Annotated in this window: 9 protein-coding genes; 4 read left to right on the top strand and 5 right to left on the bottom strand. The window is 39.4% G+C overall.

Translation table 11 applies throughout. The annotated features are described in order from the left end of the window. Together A9501_RS09780 and uvrB are read left to right on the top strand one after the other, a co-directional pair. Positions 1–899: YadA family autotransporter adhesin (locus tag A9501_RS09780; RefSeq protein ID WP_257006466.1), on the top strand; the 899-nt coding region annotated here is incomplete at its 5' end. Positions 900–1,330: 431 nt separating this feature from the next. Further along, the gene (uvrB, locus tag A9501_RS01345; protein ID WP_065264622.1) at positions 1,331–3,370 is read left to right on the top strand and encodes an excinuclease ABC subunit UvrB; all 2,040 of its coding nucleotides are present in this window, start codon (positions 1,331–1,333) and stop codon (positions 3,368–3,370) included. A gap of 29 nt (positions 3,371–3,399) precedes the next feature. On the opposite strand, the gene A9501_RS01340 is transcribed toward uvrB, so the two are convergent. The 4 genes from A9501_RS01340 to aceE form a co-directional block, all read right to left on the bottom strand. After that, positions 3,400–5,325, bottom strand: coding sequence for an LTA synthase family protein (locus tag A9501_RS01340; RefSeq protein WP_065264629.1), 1,926 nt, complete (start codon positions 5,323–5,325; stop codon positions 3,400–3,402). Between the two features lie 266 nt (positions 5,326–5,591). Beyond that, positions 5,592–7,016 (bottom strand): dihydrolipoyl dehydrogenase, encoded by a 1,425-nt coding sequence (gene lpdA / locus A9501_RS01335; RefSeq protein ID WP_065264621.1) that lies wholly within the window; start codon positions 7,014–7,016, stop codon positions 5,592–5,594. A gap of 109 nt (positions 7,017–7,125) precedes the next feature. Next, a complete protein-coding gene (gene aceF / locus A9501_RS01330; RefSeq protein WP_065264620.1) occupies positions 7,126–9,015 on the bottom strand; it encodes a pyruvate dehydrogenase complex dihydrolipoyllysine-residue acetyltransferase in 1,890 nt (629 codons plus the stop codon). Between the two features lie 63 nt (positions 9,016–9,078). Next, a complete protein-coding gene (gene aceE / locus A9501_RS01325) occupies positions 9,079–11,739 on the bottom strand; it encodes a pyruvate dehydrogenase (acetyl-transferring), homodimeric type (RefSeq protein ID WP_065264619.1) in 2,661 nt (886 codons plus the stop codon). 303 nt (positions 11,740–12,042) lie between these two features. Between aceE and mgsA the strand changes: the two genes are divergently transcribed. Then, the gene (gene mgsA, locus A9501_RS01320) at positions 12,043–12,501 is read left to right on the top strand and encodes a methylglyoxal synthase (RefSeq protein WP_065264618.1); all 459 of its coding nucleotides are present in this window, start codon (positions 12,043–12,045) and stop codon (positions 12,499–12,501) included. 68 nt (positions 12,502–12,569) lie between these two features. Here the strand turns inward: mgsA and A9501_RS01315 are convergent, their stop codons facing one another. Then, entirely contained in the window at positions 12,570–14,009 is a 1,440-nt protein-coding gene (locus tag A9501_RS01315; protein ID WP_065264617.1) for a YdgA family protein, read from the bottom strand. A gap of 265 nt (positions 14,010–14,274) precedes the next feature. On the opposite strand from A9501_RS01315, the gene dnaK reads away from it, so the two are divergent. After that, the gene (dnaK, locus tag A9501_RS01310; protein WP_065264616.1) at positions 14,275–16,182 is read left to right on the top strand and encodes a molecular chaperone DnaK; all 1,908 of its coding nucleotides are present in this window, start codon (positions 14,275–14,277) and stop codon (positions 16,180–16,182) included. Positions 16,183–16,274 lie beyond the last annotated feature (92 nt).

Here is a 16,274-nt window from a genome sequence, read left to right as displayed (position 1 = left end):
CCGCGCAAACTGCAACTGACAAAGCTGCTGAAGCAAACTCGTCTGCAGAGAAAGCGAAAGCATCTGAAAATGCTGCAGCTACTTCTGCTAAGACTGCATCCGATAAAGCAGATGAAGCAGCCGCCTCCGCGCAAACTGCAACTGACAAAGCTGCTGAAGCAAACTCGTCTGCAGAGAAAGCGAAAGCATCTGAAACTAAAGCTAAAGAATCAGAAACTAATGCGAAAACGTCTGAAGATAACGTTAAAATAATCGAAAAACGTATAGAAAATTCAGGTTTAATAAGTAAAGATGGTAAAACTGCATTTGCAGCTGATAACACTAGTGGTAGAAATAGTGCTAAAGCCTCAGGTAAAGATTCAACTGCAATGGGATATGGCTCTGAAGCGAACGGAGATCACTCTACTGCTCTAGGCAATAACGCTAAGGCAAATGCAGTTCGCTCAACAGCTATAGGTCATAATGCTGACGCCAAAGCTTCTGGCTCTGTTGCATTAGGTGAAGGATCAGTTGCTAAAGAAGAAAATACTGTTTCAGTGGGAGATATTGGTCATGAACGTCGAATCACAAATGTTCAAGATCCTAAAAACTTAACTGATGCAGCAAATAAACGCTATGTTGATCATTCTGTAAATTCAGTTCGTAACGAGCTAAAACAAACAGATAGAAAACTTCGTGGTGGGATTGCTGGAGCAGTTGCTATGGCAAATATTCCAACTGCAAACCGTGCAGGAGGAACAATGGTCGGCATTGGAGTTGGTAGCTTTAAAGGCCAAAGTGCTGTTGCTGTAGGTGTCAACCGCGCTAGTGATAGTAATCGAGTGCACTTTAAGATGAGTGGCTCTGCAACGACTTCTGGAGATTATGCTGTAGGCGCAGGTATGGGTTATCAATGGTAGTTTTAATCATTAGTCTATAATAGAAACTCTCTCGAAATCTCGAGAGAGTTTTTTTTATAAGCAATAGATAATAATTGATGCTAATAATCTTTTTTTCATCATTCATTTTTATGAATTTTCGACTTCTTTTTCTATCCACAGAGCCTGTGGATAACTTTGTGGATTAACTTTTTAAAATTTTGCGGATCCCTTGTTCTTACAAGGATTATTCGATCTTGATTACAGATTAGCCTAAAATTAAATTTTAATTTAAAATCAATAAGTTAAGTTTTGTCTAGTAAAAAATTAAAGTTTTTTTTATGAATTTGTGACATCTTCCTCTTGACATCACTAAGTCTGTGTAAAACTTAGATTTTTGCCTGATCAATTTTACACATTAAATATGCTAAAATAGACACTATTCAAAACTATGAAAAAACCGACCGCACTTTATGTCTGAAAAAATCAACACAAAACCATTCATTCTGCATTCCGACTTTCGTCCTTCTGGCGATCAGCCACAAGCTATCGAAAAATTGGCTGAAAATTTAACGGATGGATTGGCGCATCAAACCTTACTCGGGGTAACAGGCTCGGGGAAGACGTTTACTATAGCCAATGTAATTGCTCAATTAAATCGCCCCGCAATGTTACTTGCGCCAAATAAAACCCTTGCAGCCCAGCTTTATGCAGAAATGAAAGCCTTTTTTCCAGAAAATGCGGTGGAATATTTTGTGTCTTACTATGATTATTATCAGCCAGAAGCCTATGTGCCCAGTAGTGATACATTTATTGAAAAAGATGCGTCTATTAATGATCAAATCGAACAAATGCGTCTTTCTGCGACGAAATCTTTTCTAGAACGTCGAGATACTATCGTGGTAGCGTCTGTTTCTGCAATTTATGGTTTGGGTGATCCTGATAGCTATTTACAAATGATGTTGCATTTACAACAAGGTGCCATTATCGATCAGCGCCAAATTTTAGCGAAGTTAGCGGAATTGCAATATACCCGTAATGATCAAGCATTTCAGCGTGGAACTTTCCGTGTTCGTGGAGAAATTATTGATATTTTCCCTGCGGAATCCGATGATCGTGCGGTGCGTATTGAATTATTTGATGATGAAATTGAACGTTTAAGTTTATTTGATCCGCTCACGGGCAGTAATTTTGGTTCTGTACCACGTTTTACGATCTATCCTAAAACGCACTATGTGACGCCAAGAGAACGCATTTTAGATGCGATAGAAAACATCAAAAAAGAACTCGTATCACGCCGTGAATACTTCATTAAAGAACACAAACTTTTAGAAGAACAACGAATTAGCCAACGAACCCAATTTGATATTGAAATGATGAATGAATTGGGCTATTGCTCGGGCATTGAAAACTACTCTCGCTATTTATCGGGAAGAAATGAGGGCGAACCACCACCAACATTATTTGATTATATGCCCTCTGATGCTATTTTAATTATTGATGAATCTCATGTAACTGTGCCTCAAATTGGTGGGATGTATCGCGGCGACCGTTCACGTAAAGAAACCTTAGTCGAATATGGTTTCCGTTTGCCGTCCGCATTGGATAATCGTCCGTTACGCTTTGAGGAATTTGAACGCTTAGCTCCACAAACCATCTATGTTTCCGCAACACCTGGGCCTTATGAATTAGAAAAATCAGGCAGTGAAATCATCGATCAAGTGGTTCGTCCGACTGGTTTGCTTGATCCGCTCATTGAAATTCGTCCAGTCTCAATTCAAGTGGATGATTTACTTTCAGAAGCTCGCCAAAGAGCGGATAAAAATGAGCGCGTTTTAGTCACAACACTCACCAAGAAAATGGCGGAAGATTTAACGGATTATTTAGATGAACACGGGATTCGTGTGCGTTATCTACATTCTGATATTGATACCGTGGAACGTGTGGAAATTATCCGTGATTTGCGTTTAGGCGAATTTGATGTATTGGTGGGAATTAACTTATTGCGTGAAGGTTTAGATATTCCGGAAGTGTCTCTAGTGGCGATTTTAGATGCTGACAAAGAAGGATTTTTACGTTCCGAACGTTCTTTAATCCAAACCATCGGCCGTGCTGCACGAAACTTAAATGGTAAAGCGATTTTATATGCGGATAGCATCACAAAATCGATGGAAAAAGCCATTACCGAAACCAATCGTCGTCGTGAAAAACAAATAAAATACAATGAAGAGCATGGCATTGTGCCACAAGCATTAAACAAAAAAGTAGGGGAATTGTTAGATATTGGACAAGGAGCAAACCAAAAAGCGAAAGCCAATAAACAACGTGGAAAAATGGCAGCAGAACCAACCGCACTTTATAATGCACCGAAAAATGCCAAAGAATACCAACAACAAATCAAAAAATTGGAACAACAAATGTATAAATTTGCGCAAGATTTGGAATTTGAAAAAGCCGCGGCAATTCGAGATCAATTACATCAATTACGTGAACAGTTTGTTTTTGAAAACTAAAAAAACGCCAGCTTAAGCTGGCGTTCCGTTTATTTATTTTCACCTGAAGAATACAAGCGATTCTTATATAAATAACTGCCTAATAAAGCATGAGCCAATGCCTCTTTTTTCATTGCATCAGGCACGTCTTTTGGCGTTAAAGTTTCTGTCGCTTTATCGTAATGATAGCCTTGCGCTGCCTTATTTGGCATTTGAATCACCACATCATTATTGCCTTTCATCATTGCTTGAGTTTGATCATATTGCATAAAGGCACGATCTGGGTTCACATCTTGCGTCAAATCAAAACCAATCATTGGATAATTGCCACTTACGCCGGCTAAAGAAAGCAATGTGGTTGGCATATCAATTTGGCTCACAAGACGGCTGTCACGGCGTGGCGCAATGCCATCGCCAAGAATCAAAGCTGGAATATGGAAATGCTTAATTGGCACAAGACTTGCTCCACCTACACGAGAATCGTGATCCGCAACAATTAAGAAAATCGTATCTTTCCAATAATTAGACTGTTTTGCCATTTTAAAGAAATGACCTAACGCATAATCCGCATATTTTGCTGCGTTATTACGAGTGGCTTTTGGTTGCTCATAAAGATCAATTTTGCCATCTGGATATTCAAATGGATCGTGATTGCTGGAGCTAAATACTAAACTAAAAAACGGTTTACCTTCATTTTGTAATTTCGTGAAGGTTTCATTGGCTTTATCAAATAAATCCTCATCACTCACGCCCCAAGTGCCAGTAAATGTTGGATTTTGGTAATCTTGTTGATCCCAAATATCTTTAAAGCCATTGCCATAGAAAAAGCTCGCCATATTGTCGAAATGCTTTTCACCGCCATAAATAAAGGAAGTGTTATAACCTTGTTTATGTAATAAATCTGCAATAGTAAAGAAACCACTTTGGGCATTATTAAGTTTCACCACTGCACGAGCTGGCGTTGGCGTAAAACCTGCCGTTGTTGCTTCAATACCGCGTACTGAACGTGTGCCTGTTGCATAAAGATTTTCAAATAACCACCCTTCTTTTGCGAGCTGATCCACATTTGGGGAAAGTGGTTTGCCACCAAGCGTTCCAATAAACTGAGCGCCAAGACTTTCTTGTAACAAAATCACGATATTTTTAGGTTTACCCTGATAAGTCGCGACATTTTTCGTTAAAGTTGGGTATTTATCTGAAATGTAATCGCTGTCTGGACGGCCACGACTGGCTTTAACAATACGAAACATTTCATCTGCATCCATTTTTCCGTACATTTCTGAAGATTTTTCTTCATCTTTAAATTGCTGTGCGGCATAAATGACGGAATAGCCCGAATTAAGCACCAAAGAATTCACTAACGCATCAGAAGAAAATGCCACCATGGCGGGATTAATACCGCGGTGTTGAAAACTTGAACGTGCGCCAAGAAAGCTCACTACAATCACAAGCAAAGCAATCACAGGGCGAAGTTTCCAACTCATTGAACGTAAATTTTTGACTGCCCAACCAGAAATTTTCCAATAAATCACGGCAGCTAAAATTGTGAAAACAAGGCTAAAAATTACCGCACTTAAATGCCCTTCAGCAAGCATTGAAAAAACTTCTTTCGGATAAATCAGATATTCGATAAATAAACGATTTGGACGGTAATCATAGGTTTCAATAAAGGCAGGTGTGGCAATTTCCATAAAGATAATGAACACGCTACCAAGGGTTAACCAAATGCGTAAAATTTTTCCCCAAACTTTGCTGCTATGAAACAATGTTGTGAGCAATGCAGGTACGCCAAATAAATAACAAAGTGCCACAACATCCATTCGTACGCCTTGCAAAAATAATTGCAACCAGCCATCTACGGCGGACACACGCTCTGATTGCCATACAGCAAGTCCCAAACGTGATAAGGAAAGGATAATGAGATTAATCAACACAAATGTGAAGATGGGGAATAAAGGGGAATGCGCTTTTTTCATTGTAAAAACCACTAACACAACGGCATCCAAGCCGTATTAAATTGAAGAAAGATAGGCAACTGTCTATCGGTCGGTTCCTTTTCGACACGACAAAAGCCTTAAAGTGCGGTCAATTTTCGCATAGTTTTACTTAATCTCAAATGTATTCATAGATTATCAATCAATTTCACCGTTAAAATCTTAATGCCCCATGTTAAAAAATAACATTTGCTTTACTGATATAAAAAAAGCGAGTTTAACACTCGCTTTTCTTTATACTTAAAAAATTATTTTTTCTTCGCTTTTGCATTTGGAAGGTCAGTGATTGAGCCTTCAAATACTTCCGCAGCTAAACCAACAGATTCGTGTAAAGTTGGGTGAGCGTGGATAGTTAATGCAATATCTTCTGCATCGCACCCCATCTCGATGGCTAAACCGATTTCACCTAATAATTCACCACCGTTAGAACCAACGATTGCACCGCCAAGTACACGATGAGTATCTTTATCAAAGATTAACTTCGTCATACCTTCTGAACATTCAGATGCAATCGCACGACCTGATGCAGCCCAAGGGAATTTAGCGACTTCGTAGTTTAAACCTTCTTGTTTACATTCTTTCTCAGTTTTACCTACCCAAGCCACCTCTGGTTCAGTATAAGCGATTGATGGAATAACTTTAGGATCGAAGTAGTGTTTTTGTCCCGCAATGACTTCTGCAGCAACGTGGCCTTCGTGAACACCTTTGTGCGCTAACATTGGTTGGCCAACAATATCGCCTATTGCAAAGATATGTGGCACATTGGTGCGCATTTGTTTATCAACATGAATGAAACCACGCTCATCTACTTCAACCCCTGCTTTACCTGCATCAATCAATTTGCCATTTGGTGTACGGCCAATCGCGACAAGCACCGCATCATAACGTTTGGTGTCATTGCATGCTTTGCCTTCCATTGAAACGTAGATACCATCATCTTTTGCTTCAACAGCGGTTACTTTGGTTTCAAGCATTAACTTGAATTTTTTCTCGATTTGTTTGGTGTAAATTGCAACAACATCTTTATCCGCTGCTGGGATAACTTGGTCGAACATTTCCACCACTTCAATTTCTGAACCTAATGCGTGGTAAACCGTACCCATTTCTAAACCGATGATACCGCCACCCATAATGAGAAGTTTTTTAGGTACTTCTTTTAATTTAAGTGCATCTGTTGAATCCCAAATACGCGGATCTTCATGTGGAATGAAAGGTAATTGAATTGGGCGAGACCCGGCTGCAATAATAGCGTTATCAAATTTGATTGTTGTTGGGTGACCATCACGATCACGCGCCACTAAAGTATGAGGATCAGTAAATGCTGCTAAGCCTTCAACCACAGTGACTTTGCGCGCTTTTGCCATACCCGCTAAACCACCAGTTAATTTAGCGACAACCGCTTCTTTACCCGCACGAACTTCATCTAAATCAATTCTTGGCTCGCCAAAGTAAATACCATTTTTACTTGCGTGTTTTGCTTCTTCAATCACTTTTGCTACATGCAACAACGCTTTAGACGGGATACAACCTACATTTAAACATACCCCACCAAGAGTTGAATAACGTTCAACTAATACAGTTTCTAAGCCTAAATCCGCACAACGGAACGCCGCGGAATAACCTGCTGGGCCAGCACCAAGCACGACGACTTGGGTTTTAATTTCTTTACTCATTTTTACCTCGTAAAAACGTTTAAAATATTGACCGCACTTTTTGCGATCTTTGCGATCATAATGGATTTGCTAAAACGTCCTTTCTTCTAATTAGAAGAAAGGGGCTTTATTACATAATCAAACGGCGTAAATCTGCTAATACAGCACCGATATAGCTGATGAATCGTGCACCATCCGCACCATCAATGACACGGTGATCGAATGATAATGACATTGGAAGAATTAAGCGTGGCGCAAATTCTTTACCATTCCATACAGGCTCCATCGATGATTTAGAGACACCAAGGATGGCCACTTCTGGAGCGTTTACGATTGGTGCAAAGTGAGTTGTACCAATACCACCAAGACTTGAAATGGTGAAACAGCCACCTTGCATATCAGATGCAGTCAATTTGCCTTCACGGGCTTTTTTCGATACTTCCATTAATTCACGCGAAAGTTCGATAATGCCTTTTTTATTCACGTTCTTGAATACTGGAACGACCAAGCCATTTGGCGTATCTACTGCGACACCGATGTTAATATATTTTTTCAGGATTAAGCGTTGAGCATCTTCGGTAATTGAGCTGTTGAAACGTGGATATGCTTCTAATGCTTTTGCCACCGCTTTCATAATGAACACAACTGGAGTAATTTTCACGCCAAGTTTTTGTTTTTCTGCTAACGCATTTTGTTCTTTACGGAATGCTTCCAAATCCGTGATATCTGCTTTATCGAAGTGAGTAACATGTGGAATCATGACCCAGTTACGATGTAAGTTAGCGCCTGAAATTTTATTGATACGGCTTAATTCGACTTCTTCTACTTCACCGAATTTACTGAAATCAACTTTTGGCCATGGTAATAAGCCTAAGCCAGCGCCATTTGCTACACCATTGCCAGCAGCTTGTGCTGTTACACCGCTTTCATAAGCTTTAACGGCGGTCTTCACATAAGCTTCGATATCTTCTTTAACGATACGACCTTTACGACCTGTACCTTTTACTTTATCTAAGTTTACGCCAAATTCACGTGCTAAACGACGAATCACTGGGGTAGCATGCGCATAGCCAGCACTTGCCACCACTTGTTCTTGGCTTAAGCCAGATACATTGCCAGATTGAGCAGGTTGTGCAGCTGGCGCAGGTGATGCAACTTGTGGTGCTGGAGCAGATGTTGCCACAGCTGGCGCTGCACCTGCTACTTCAAAGCGCATAATTAATGAACCAGTCGATACTTTATCACCTGATTTCACGAGAATTTCTTTTACTACACCGCCAAATGGAGCCGGAACTTCCATTGATGCTTTATCACCTTCAACGGTAATTAATGATTGCTCTTCTGAAACGGTATCACCAACTGCAACCATAATTTCAGTCACATTGACTTCATCACCACCAATATCTGGCACATTCACATCTTTAATTGCAGATGTTGTGGCAGCTACAGGCGCAGCTGTTTGAGCTGGTGCTGATGCAGCAGCTGGAGCAGATGATGCCGTTTCAAATTTCATGATGAGTTTGCCAGTTGAAACTTTATCACCGACATTAATTAAAATTTCTTTTACTACACCTGCGATTGGTGCTGGAACTTCCATTGAAGCTTTATCACCTTCAACATTGATGATTGATTGATCAACTTCAACGCTATCACCCACTTTAACCATAATTTCAGTAACGTTTACTTCATCAGAACCGATATCTGGTACGTTTACTTCAACAACAGCCGACGCAGTTGGCGCAGTAGCGGCTACTGGTGCAGCAGGTGCTTCAGCTGCTGGCGAAGCGCCTGCTGCCTCTAAAACGAGCATTGGGGTGCCTGTTGTGACTTTATCACCGACTTTGACTAAAACTTCTTTTACAACACCAGCTTCTGGTGCAGGCACTTCCATTGAAGCCTTATCGCCTTCAACGTTAATGATAGATTGATCAACAGAAATGGTATCGCCTACATTTACCATGACTTCTGTTACTGTAACTTCATCACTACCAATATCAGAAATTTGAATTTGTTTTGACATTTTTTTGTTCCTTTTAAAGTGCGGTCATAAAACACGATGTTTTTTGACCGCAGTTTTCATCAATTACGCGTAAAGCGGATTGATACGATCTACATTCAAACCGAATTTCGCAATCGCATCTGCAACAACTTGGTTAGATACTGTACCTTCTTTCGCTAATTGAGAAAGTGCAGCAACCACAACATAACGTGCATCAACTTCGAAGTGTTCACGTAAGTTTGCACGGCTGTCTGAACGACCGAAACCATCTGTACCTAACACATGATAATGACGACTTGGTACGAATGCACGGATTTGATCTGCGTATGCTTTAACATAGTCAGTTGAAGCAACGGTTGGTAAATCAGCTAATACTTGAGCAACGTATGGTACGCGTTGTGTCTCTGTAGGGTGTAATAAATTCCAACGTGCCGCATCGTGACCTTCACGCGCTAATTCATTGAATGACGGTGCAGAGAATACATCGGAGGTGACACCATAATCTTTTGCAAGAATTTGTGCCGCTTCACGAACATGACGCATGATGGCACCAGAACCTAACAACTGAACGTGGCCTTTGCCTTTTTTACCTTCAACTGTTTCAAATTTGTATAAACCTTTTCGGATACCTTCTTCCGCACCAGCAGGCATTGCAGGTTGATCCATGACTTCATTTAATGTTGTCATGTAATAGAATACATCTTCTTGTTTTTCGCCGTACATGCGATTAATACCGTCTTGCATAATTACAGCAACTTCAAATGCAAATGATGGATCATAAGTGATACAGTTAGGAATGATACCTGCTTGAATATGGCTGTGGCCATCTTCGTGTTGTAAACCTTCACCGTTCAGGGTTGTACGACCAGAAGTACCACCTACCATAAAACCACGAGCTAATTGGTCACCAGCCGCCCACATCATATCACCCACGCGTTGGAAACCAAACATGGAGTAATAGATGAAGAATGGAATCATTGGTTGGTTATTAACAGAGTATGAATTCGCTGCTGCTAACCAAGATGCGGTTGCACCTAATTCATTGATACCTTCTTGTAGCACTTGACCATCTTTTGCTTCGCGGTAGTAAGCAACTAAGTCACGATCTGAAGGAACATAGTTTTGACCATGTGGGTTATAAATACCAACCTGGCGGAATAAACCTTCCATACCGAAAGTACGTGCTTCATCAGCAATCATTGGAACGATAGTTTTACCAATGTTTTTATCTTTTAATAAGATGTTTAATGCACGAGTAAACGCCATTGTGGTTGAAATACCACGAGGTTGTTCTTCTAATAATGCTTTAAATTCCTCTAATGCAGGAACTTTATATTCAACATCAAATTTAGTGCGACGAGCAGGAACATAGCCGTTTAATGCTTTACGGTGACCATGTAAATATTCATACTCAGGTGTGCCTTCAGCAAATTTAATGTATTCTAATTTTTCTACTTGCTCATCAGTCAATGGTAAATCGAAGTAGTCACGGAAACCTTTAAGGCTTTCGTAAGACATTTTTTTAGATTGGTGAGCGGTGTTTTTACTTTCCGCTTCGGGAATTTTATAACCTTTAACTTGATGCGCTAAAATCACAACTGGTTTCGTTGCATTTTGTGCTTTTGCATAGGCTGCATATAATTTTTCGCTATCGTGTGCACCACGGCGTAATGCCCAAATTTCATCATCAGTCATATCTGCAACTAATGCAGCAGTTTCTGGATAACGACCGAAGAAGTGTTCACGAATATACGCACCATCTTTAGATTTAAAGGTTAAATAGTCACCATCAACCACTTCCATCATTAACTGAGTTAATTTACCAGAAGTATCTTTCGCGAATAATTTATCCCAATCGCTGCCCCATAAAACTTTAATCACTTCCCAGCCCGCACCAGTAAATAATCCTTCTAATTCTTGAACAATTTTACCGTTACCATTAACCGGACCGTCTAAGCGTTGTAAGTTACAGCTGATAGTGAAGATTAAGTTATCTAATTTCTCACGAGCCGCAAAAGTTAATGCACCTTTAGACTCAATTTCATCCATTTCACCATCGCCTAAGAATGCATAGACTTTTTGATCTTTGGTATCTTTTAAGCCACGGTTATCTAAGTATTTTAAGAAACGCGCTTGGTAGATGGCGTTCACAGGGCCTAAACCCATAGAAACCGTAGAGAATTGCCAGAATTCAGGCATTAATTTAGGGTGTGGATATGAAGATAAACCATCGGTAAAGGCTTCTTGACGGAAGTTATCCATTTGTTCTTCAGTTAAACGACCTTCTAAGAATGCACGCGCATACATACCTGGAGCAGCATGGCCTTGGAAGAAAATTAAGTCACCACCGTTTTTCTCGGTTGCTGCTTTGAAGAAGTGGTTATAGCAAACTTCATACATGGTTGCAGCAGATTGGAAAGTTGAGATATGGCCACCTAAGTCAAGATCTTTCTTCTGACTACGCAATACCATAGCAATAGCATTCCAACGCACAGCAGAACGAATACGACGCTCAATAGCATGATCACCTGGGTAAGCAGGTTGTTCAGAAGCAGGGATAGTATTGACATAATCGGTAGTTACACCTGTCGGTAATGAAACACCGTTGGTGCGTGCTTGGCCGATAACTTGCTCAATAATATATTGTGCACGCTCTACGCCTTCTTCACGAATCAAAGAATCTAATGATTGTAACCAATCTTGAGTTTCGATTGGATCAACGTCATTTTTTAAAATCTCAGACATAGGTTTTCCTTATCTGTTAATTAAGTGAACATTAGTTTAGTCAGCACTAAACACGAATATCAGAAATGCTTGCCTTTTTACAAACATTTAACAAATCTTGCAAATTTTAGAAGATTTTTTGAGATAAAGATAGTAAATTTTCATCAAATATCCCTGTTGAGTGCTGTGTTAATCGGTAATCTTTTGAAAGTGCGGTAATTTTTTCTCGCCTTTTGTAAAGCCTATTAAAATCATAAGTAAAACATTGCATTCTGTAGGGCTTTGCTTTAAAGTTTTCAAACTTATTTCAAAAAGGAATCAATCATGCATATAACGACTCGAACGCTCACTCAACACAAACGTATTGCGCTTGTGGCTCATGACAGCTGCAAAAAAAATTTACTGAATTGGACGCAAAAACACAAAGATGCCCTTAAGCCTCATATACTTTATGCAACAGGTACGACAGGGCATATTTTAGAACGAGAAACAGGTTTAAGCATTCAATCTTTATTAAGTGGTCCAATGGGCGGCGACCAACAACTTGGCGGATTAATCGCAGAAAAGAAAATCGACATGATGATCTTCTTTTGGGATCCAATGAATGCCGCACCCCATGATCCCGATGTGAAAGCCCTCATGCGTATTGCAACAGTGTGGAATATCCCTGTTGCGATTAATCAAAGCTCCGCAGATTTTATGTTAACTTCAGTTTTATTTGAACAAGATGTCGAAATTGAAGTGCCAGATTATGAAGGGTATTTAGAAGAGCGTTTAGCTTAAAAAGATAAAGAATATTGACCGCTCTTCATCGTAAAACAGGGCGACAATTTATCGCCCTGTTTTTGTTATCATCCAAAGCCCCCCATCACAAGCATAAAGAGTACCATTTTCAGCTGTTCTTCTGGGATTGGCTTGCCGTTTAGTTTCAATTCGTTATTCTCTAAAGCAAGCGTTAATGTGACGGTTTTATCGGTGTTTACGATAATGCCATTTGCTTCGTCTTCAGCAATTAATTCGTCCATTCTGTAAACTAAATCTTGTTTTTGATTTTCTGGTACAAATTTAGATAATAATGAAATCGCGGTCTCTTTATTCACATCAAAATTGATCGAAAAATCTTTGAATTGTTTGTATAAGCCGCTGCGCATTAAATCAAATTTAGGATTTGGCACTAAAGCAATGTTCAGATCTAATGCCATTTTGCCTTTTTCATCAGAAATAGAAAGAGGGGCTAATTTAATTTGAGGCTGATTATTCGCAATGACCATGCCTGCTTGTTGTAATTTTTGCACCAATGGTTTAGGTAACGGCATATCTGAATCAGCCTTGCCTATTGCTACTAAAATGTTTAAAAGTTCTTGTAATGCGTTGCCATCAATATGGTTGAATTCTACATTGTTGGTCACTTTACCTAAGTTGTTACCGTTAATATTTAATTCATCCAGATTTGTTTTATTGATGATATTTACTGTATCACCCTGAACTTGTGTAGTTAAATTTGCTTGGCTGTTTTTCTGAATCAGAGAGAATTTTTCCCCAGTCTCTGCAGATTCGGTATTTTGCTCAAAATAGCCTATTTTACTATTGATATTTCCGCTATAAATAAGTGGCCATTTTGTGCTTTGTAGTGAGCCTTGTACGACAAGATCTTTTATTTTAATTGATGAAGCGGTTGAAACTGCATGATTTGGGTCATTTGAATTAAATGCATCTACAGATAGTGTATAATTGCTTGGTTCATTTTTGTCTAAATCTATATTTAATACGACATTTGACCAATCAAAATCAGCCTTGGATTGCTCATTGTGATATTGCCCCGATGCAAGTTTTAATTCCGCATTACCGCTTAATGAATAATTCATTGCGACATTTAGTTGTAACGGTTTCTCTGATTTTGTGATATCAAAGAATGCCTGAGTTGTTGCATTTTTTCCTAACAAGGTTTGGCTTGAAAAAATGGCTGGAACGAAATTTAGTTTCGCCACACGATCAAGCGGCAAAGGCCCGTGATAAAGTGTTGATGATAAAGGAATAAGGATCGTTTCATTTGCCTTGTGGATTTCTATTTGATCTTGAATATGAGATGCAAATAATCCTCTATCAAATTTTATATTTTTATAAAAAATTTTACTTTCTTCTAATGCATCTGTTTTGGCAAATAGTTGATTTAACTGTTTTAGTTGATGTAAATATTCTTCTTCCGCTTTTTTCCCTGTAAACCATGCACCGGTACACCAAACGGCAGCAAGAGCAACGACTACGCCTGCAGCAATTTTTGATTTTTTCATTTATTTCTTTCCTATTTTAAAGTAAAAATTTTCGCCAAATTTATCACAAATCCCTTTTTCTTGCCTGAAAATTTTTGTTTTCCCCTTGAAGTTCATCATTTGAGACTTATCTTGAAAACAAGAACGGAAATCACCGCACTTTAAGAAATAAAAAATTTTTAAAATTTTCTCTTGAAATGCGAAAGAATATCCACATCTTACAATTCGTAATAAATGGGTCTAAAAGCCCTACCCCGAATTTTAAAATTTTTACTAGGAGTACAAAATGGGAAAAATTATTGGTATTGACTTAGGTACAACAAACTCTTGTGTAGCAGTAATGGACGGCGACAAAGCGCGCGTAATTGAAAATGCAGAAGGCGCACGTACTACCCCTTCAATTATTGCTTATACAGATAATGAAACCTTAGTGGGTCAGCCAGCAAAACGTCAAGCAATCACTAACCCGAAAAATACATTGTTTGCGATTAAACGTTTAATTGGTCGTCGTTTTGAAAGCGAAGAAGTACAACGCGATATTAAAATCATGCCTTTCGAAATCGTGCGTGCAGATAACGGCGATGCGTGGGTAAATGTAAAAGGCGATAAATTAGCGCCGCCACAAATCTCTGCTGAAGTATTGAAAAAAATGAAAAAAACTGCAGAGGATTTCTTGGGTGAATCTGTAACAGAAGCAGTAATCACCGTGCCTGCATACTTCAATGATGCACAACGTCAAGCAACTATTGACGCGGGTAAAATCGCAGGTTTAGATGTTAAACGTATCATCAATGAACCAACAGCAGCTGCCTTAGCATTTGGTTTAGGTTCAAGCAAAGAAAACCAAGTGATCGCTGTTTACGACTTAGGTGGTGGTACATTCGATATTTCAATCATCGAAATTGATAACTTTGATGGCGAACAAACTTTCGAAGTATTAGCAACTGGTGGTAACACTCACTTAGGTGGTGAAGACTTCGATAACCGTGTAATTGATTACATTATTGATGAGTTCAAAAAAGAACAAAACATCGATTTACGTAATGACCCAATGGCATTACAACGCGTAAAAGAAGCAGCAGAGAAAGCAAAAATTGAACTTTCATCAGCGCAATCTACCGAAGTAAATTTACCTTACATCACTGCAGATGCTACAGGTCCTAAACACTTAGCATTAAATATCACTCGTGCAAAATTAGAAGCATTAGTAGAAGATTTAGTGGCAAGCTCAATTGAATCTCTGAAAGCAGTATTAAAAGATGCAGGTAAGAGTGTAAACGAAATCCACGATATTATTCTTGTGGGTGGACAAACTCGTATGCCACTTGTTCAACAAAAAGTTGCTGAGTTCTTTGGTAAAGAAGCTCGTAAAGATGTTAACCCTGATGAAGCGGTGGCAATCGGTGCGGCTGTTCAAGGTGGTGTATTAAAAGGTGATGTGAAAGACGTCCTTTTATTAGACGTTACTCCATTATCACTTGGTATCGAAACCATGGGCGGCGTGATGACCACTTTAATTGAGAAAAACACAACGATTCCAACCAAAAAATCGCAAGTTTTCTCAACAGCGGAAGATAACCAAAGTGCGGTAACCATTCACGTTCTTCAAGGTGAACGTAAACGTGCGGCAGACAATAAATCTTTAGGTCAATTCAACCTAGAAGGTATTAACCCTGCACCGCGTGGTATGCCACAAATTGAAGTAACATTTGATATCGATGCAAACGGCGTAATCAACGTATCTGCGAAAGATAAAAATACGGGTAAAGAACAACAAATTCGTATTCAAGCATCATCTGGTTTATCTGATGAAGAAATTCAACAAATGGTTCGTGATGCAGAAGCGAACGCAGATGCAGACCGTAAATTTGAAGAGTTAGTACAAGCGCGTAACCAAGCTGATGGTATTGCTCACGCAACACGTAAACAAATTGCAGAAGCTGGCGATGTATTGAGTGCCGCAGACAAAGAGAAAATTGAAGCAGCAGTTGCTGAGCTTGAAACAGCAGCAAAAGGTGAAGATAAAGCAGAAATTGAAGCGAAAATTGAAGCGGTAATTAAAGCCTCTGAACCGTTAATGCAAGCAGCTCAAGCAAAAGCTCAACAAGCTGGTGGCGAGCAACCACAACAATCATCAGCAAAAGATGATGGCGTGGTAGATGCTGAATTTGAAGAAGTGAAAGATAATAAATAATTCACCGCTCTTCTTAGCATAAACAAAGGGCGTGGAAACACGCCCTTTTGGTGTATATAAATGATCCCCCTCTTTAGAAAAGAGGGGTTAGG

The sequence above is a fragment of the Haemophilus sp. CCUG 66565 genome, assembly GCF_001679495.1.
In the GTDB taxonomy this organism is placed as follows: Bacteria; Pseudomonadota; Gammaproteobacteria; order Enterobacterales; family Pasteurellaceae; genus Haemophilus; species Haemophilus haemolyticus_K.
This window is presented reverse-complemented; position numbering and strand designations above follow the sequence as displayed.

Coding starts and splice junctions, on each gene's coding strand:
- lpdA (WP_065264621.1), bottom strand. CDS start 7,016: ATGAGTAAAGAAATTAAAACCCAAGTCGTCGTGCTTGGTGCTGGCCCA.
- A9501_RS01340 (WP_065264629.1), bottom strand. CDS start 5,325: ATGAAAAAAGCGCATTCCCCTTTATTCCCCATCTTCACATTTGTGTTG.
- mgsA (WP_065264618.1), top strand. CDS start 12,043: ATGCATATAACGACTCGAACGCTCACTCAACACAAACGTATTGCGCTT.
- aceE (WP_065264619.1), bottom strand. CDS start 11,739: ATGTCTGAGATTTTAAAAAATGACGTTGATCCAATCGAAACTCAAGAT.
- A9501_RS01315 (WP_065264617.1), bottom strand. CDS start 14,009: ATGAAAAAATCAAAAATTGCTGCAGGCGTAGTCGTTGCTCTTGCTGCC.
- aceF (WP_065264620.1), bottom strand. CDS start 9,015: ATGTCAAAACAAATTCAAATTTCTGATATTGGTAGTGATGAAGTTACA.
- dnaK (WP_065264616.1), top strand. CDS start 14,275: ATGGGAAAAATTATTGGTATTGACTTAGGTACAACAAACTCTTGTGTA.
- uvrB (WP_065264622.1), top strand. CDS start 1,331: ATGTCTGAAAAAATCAACACAAAACCATTCATTCTGCATTCCGACTTT.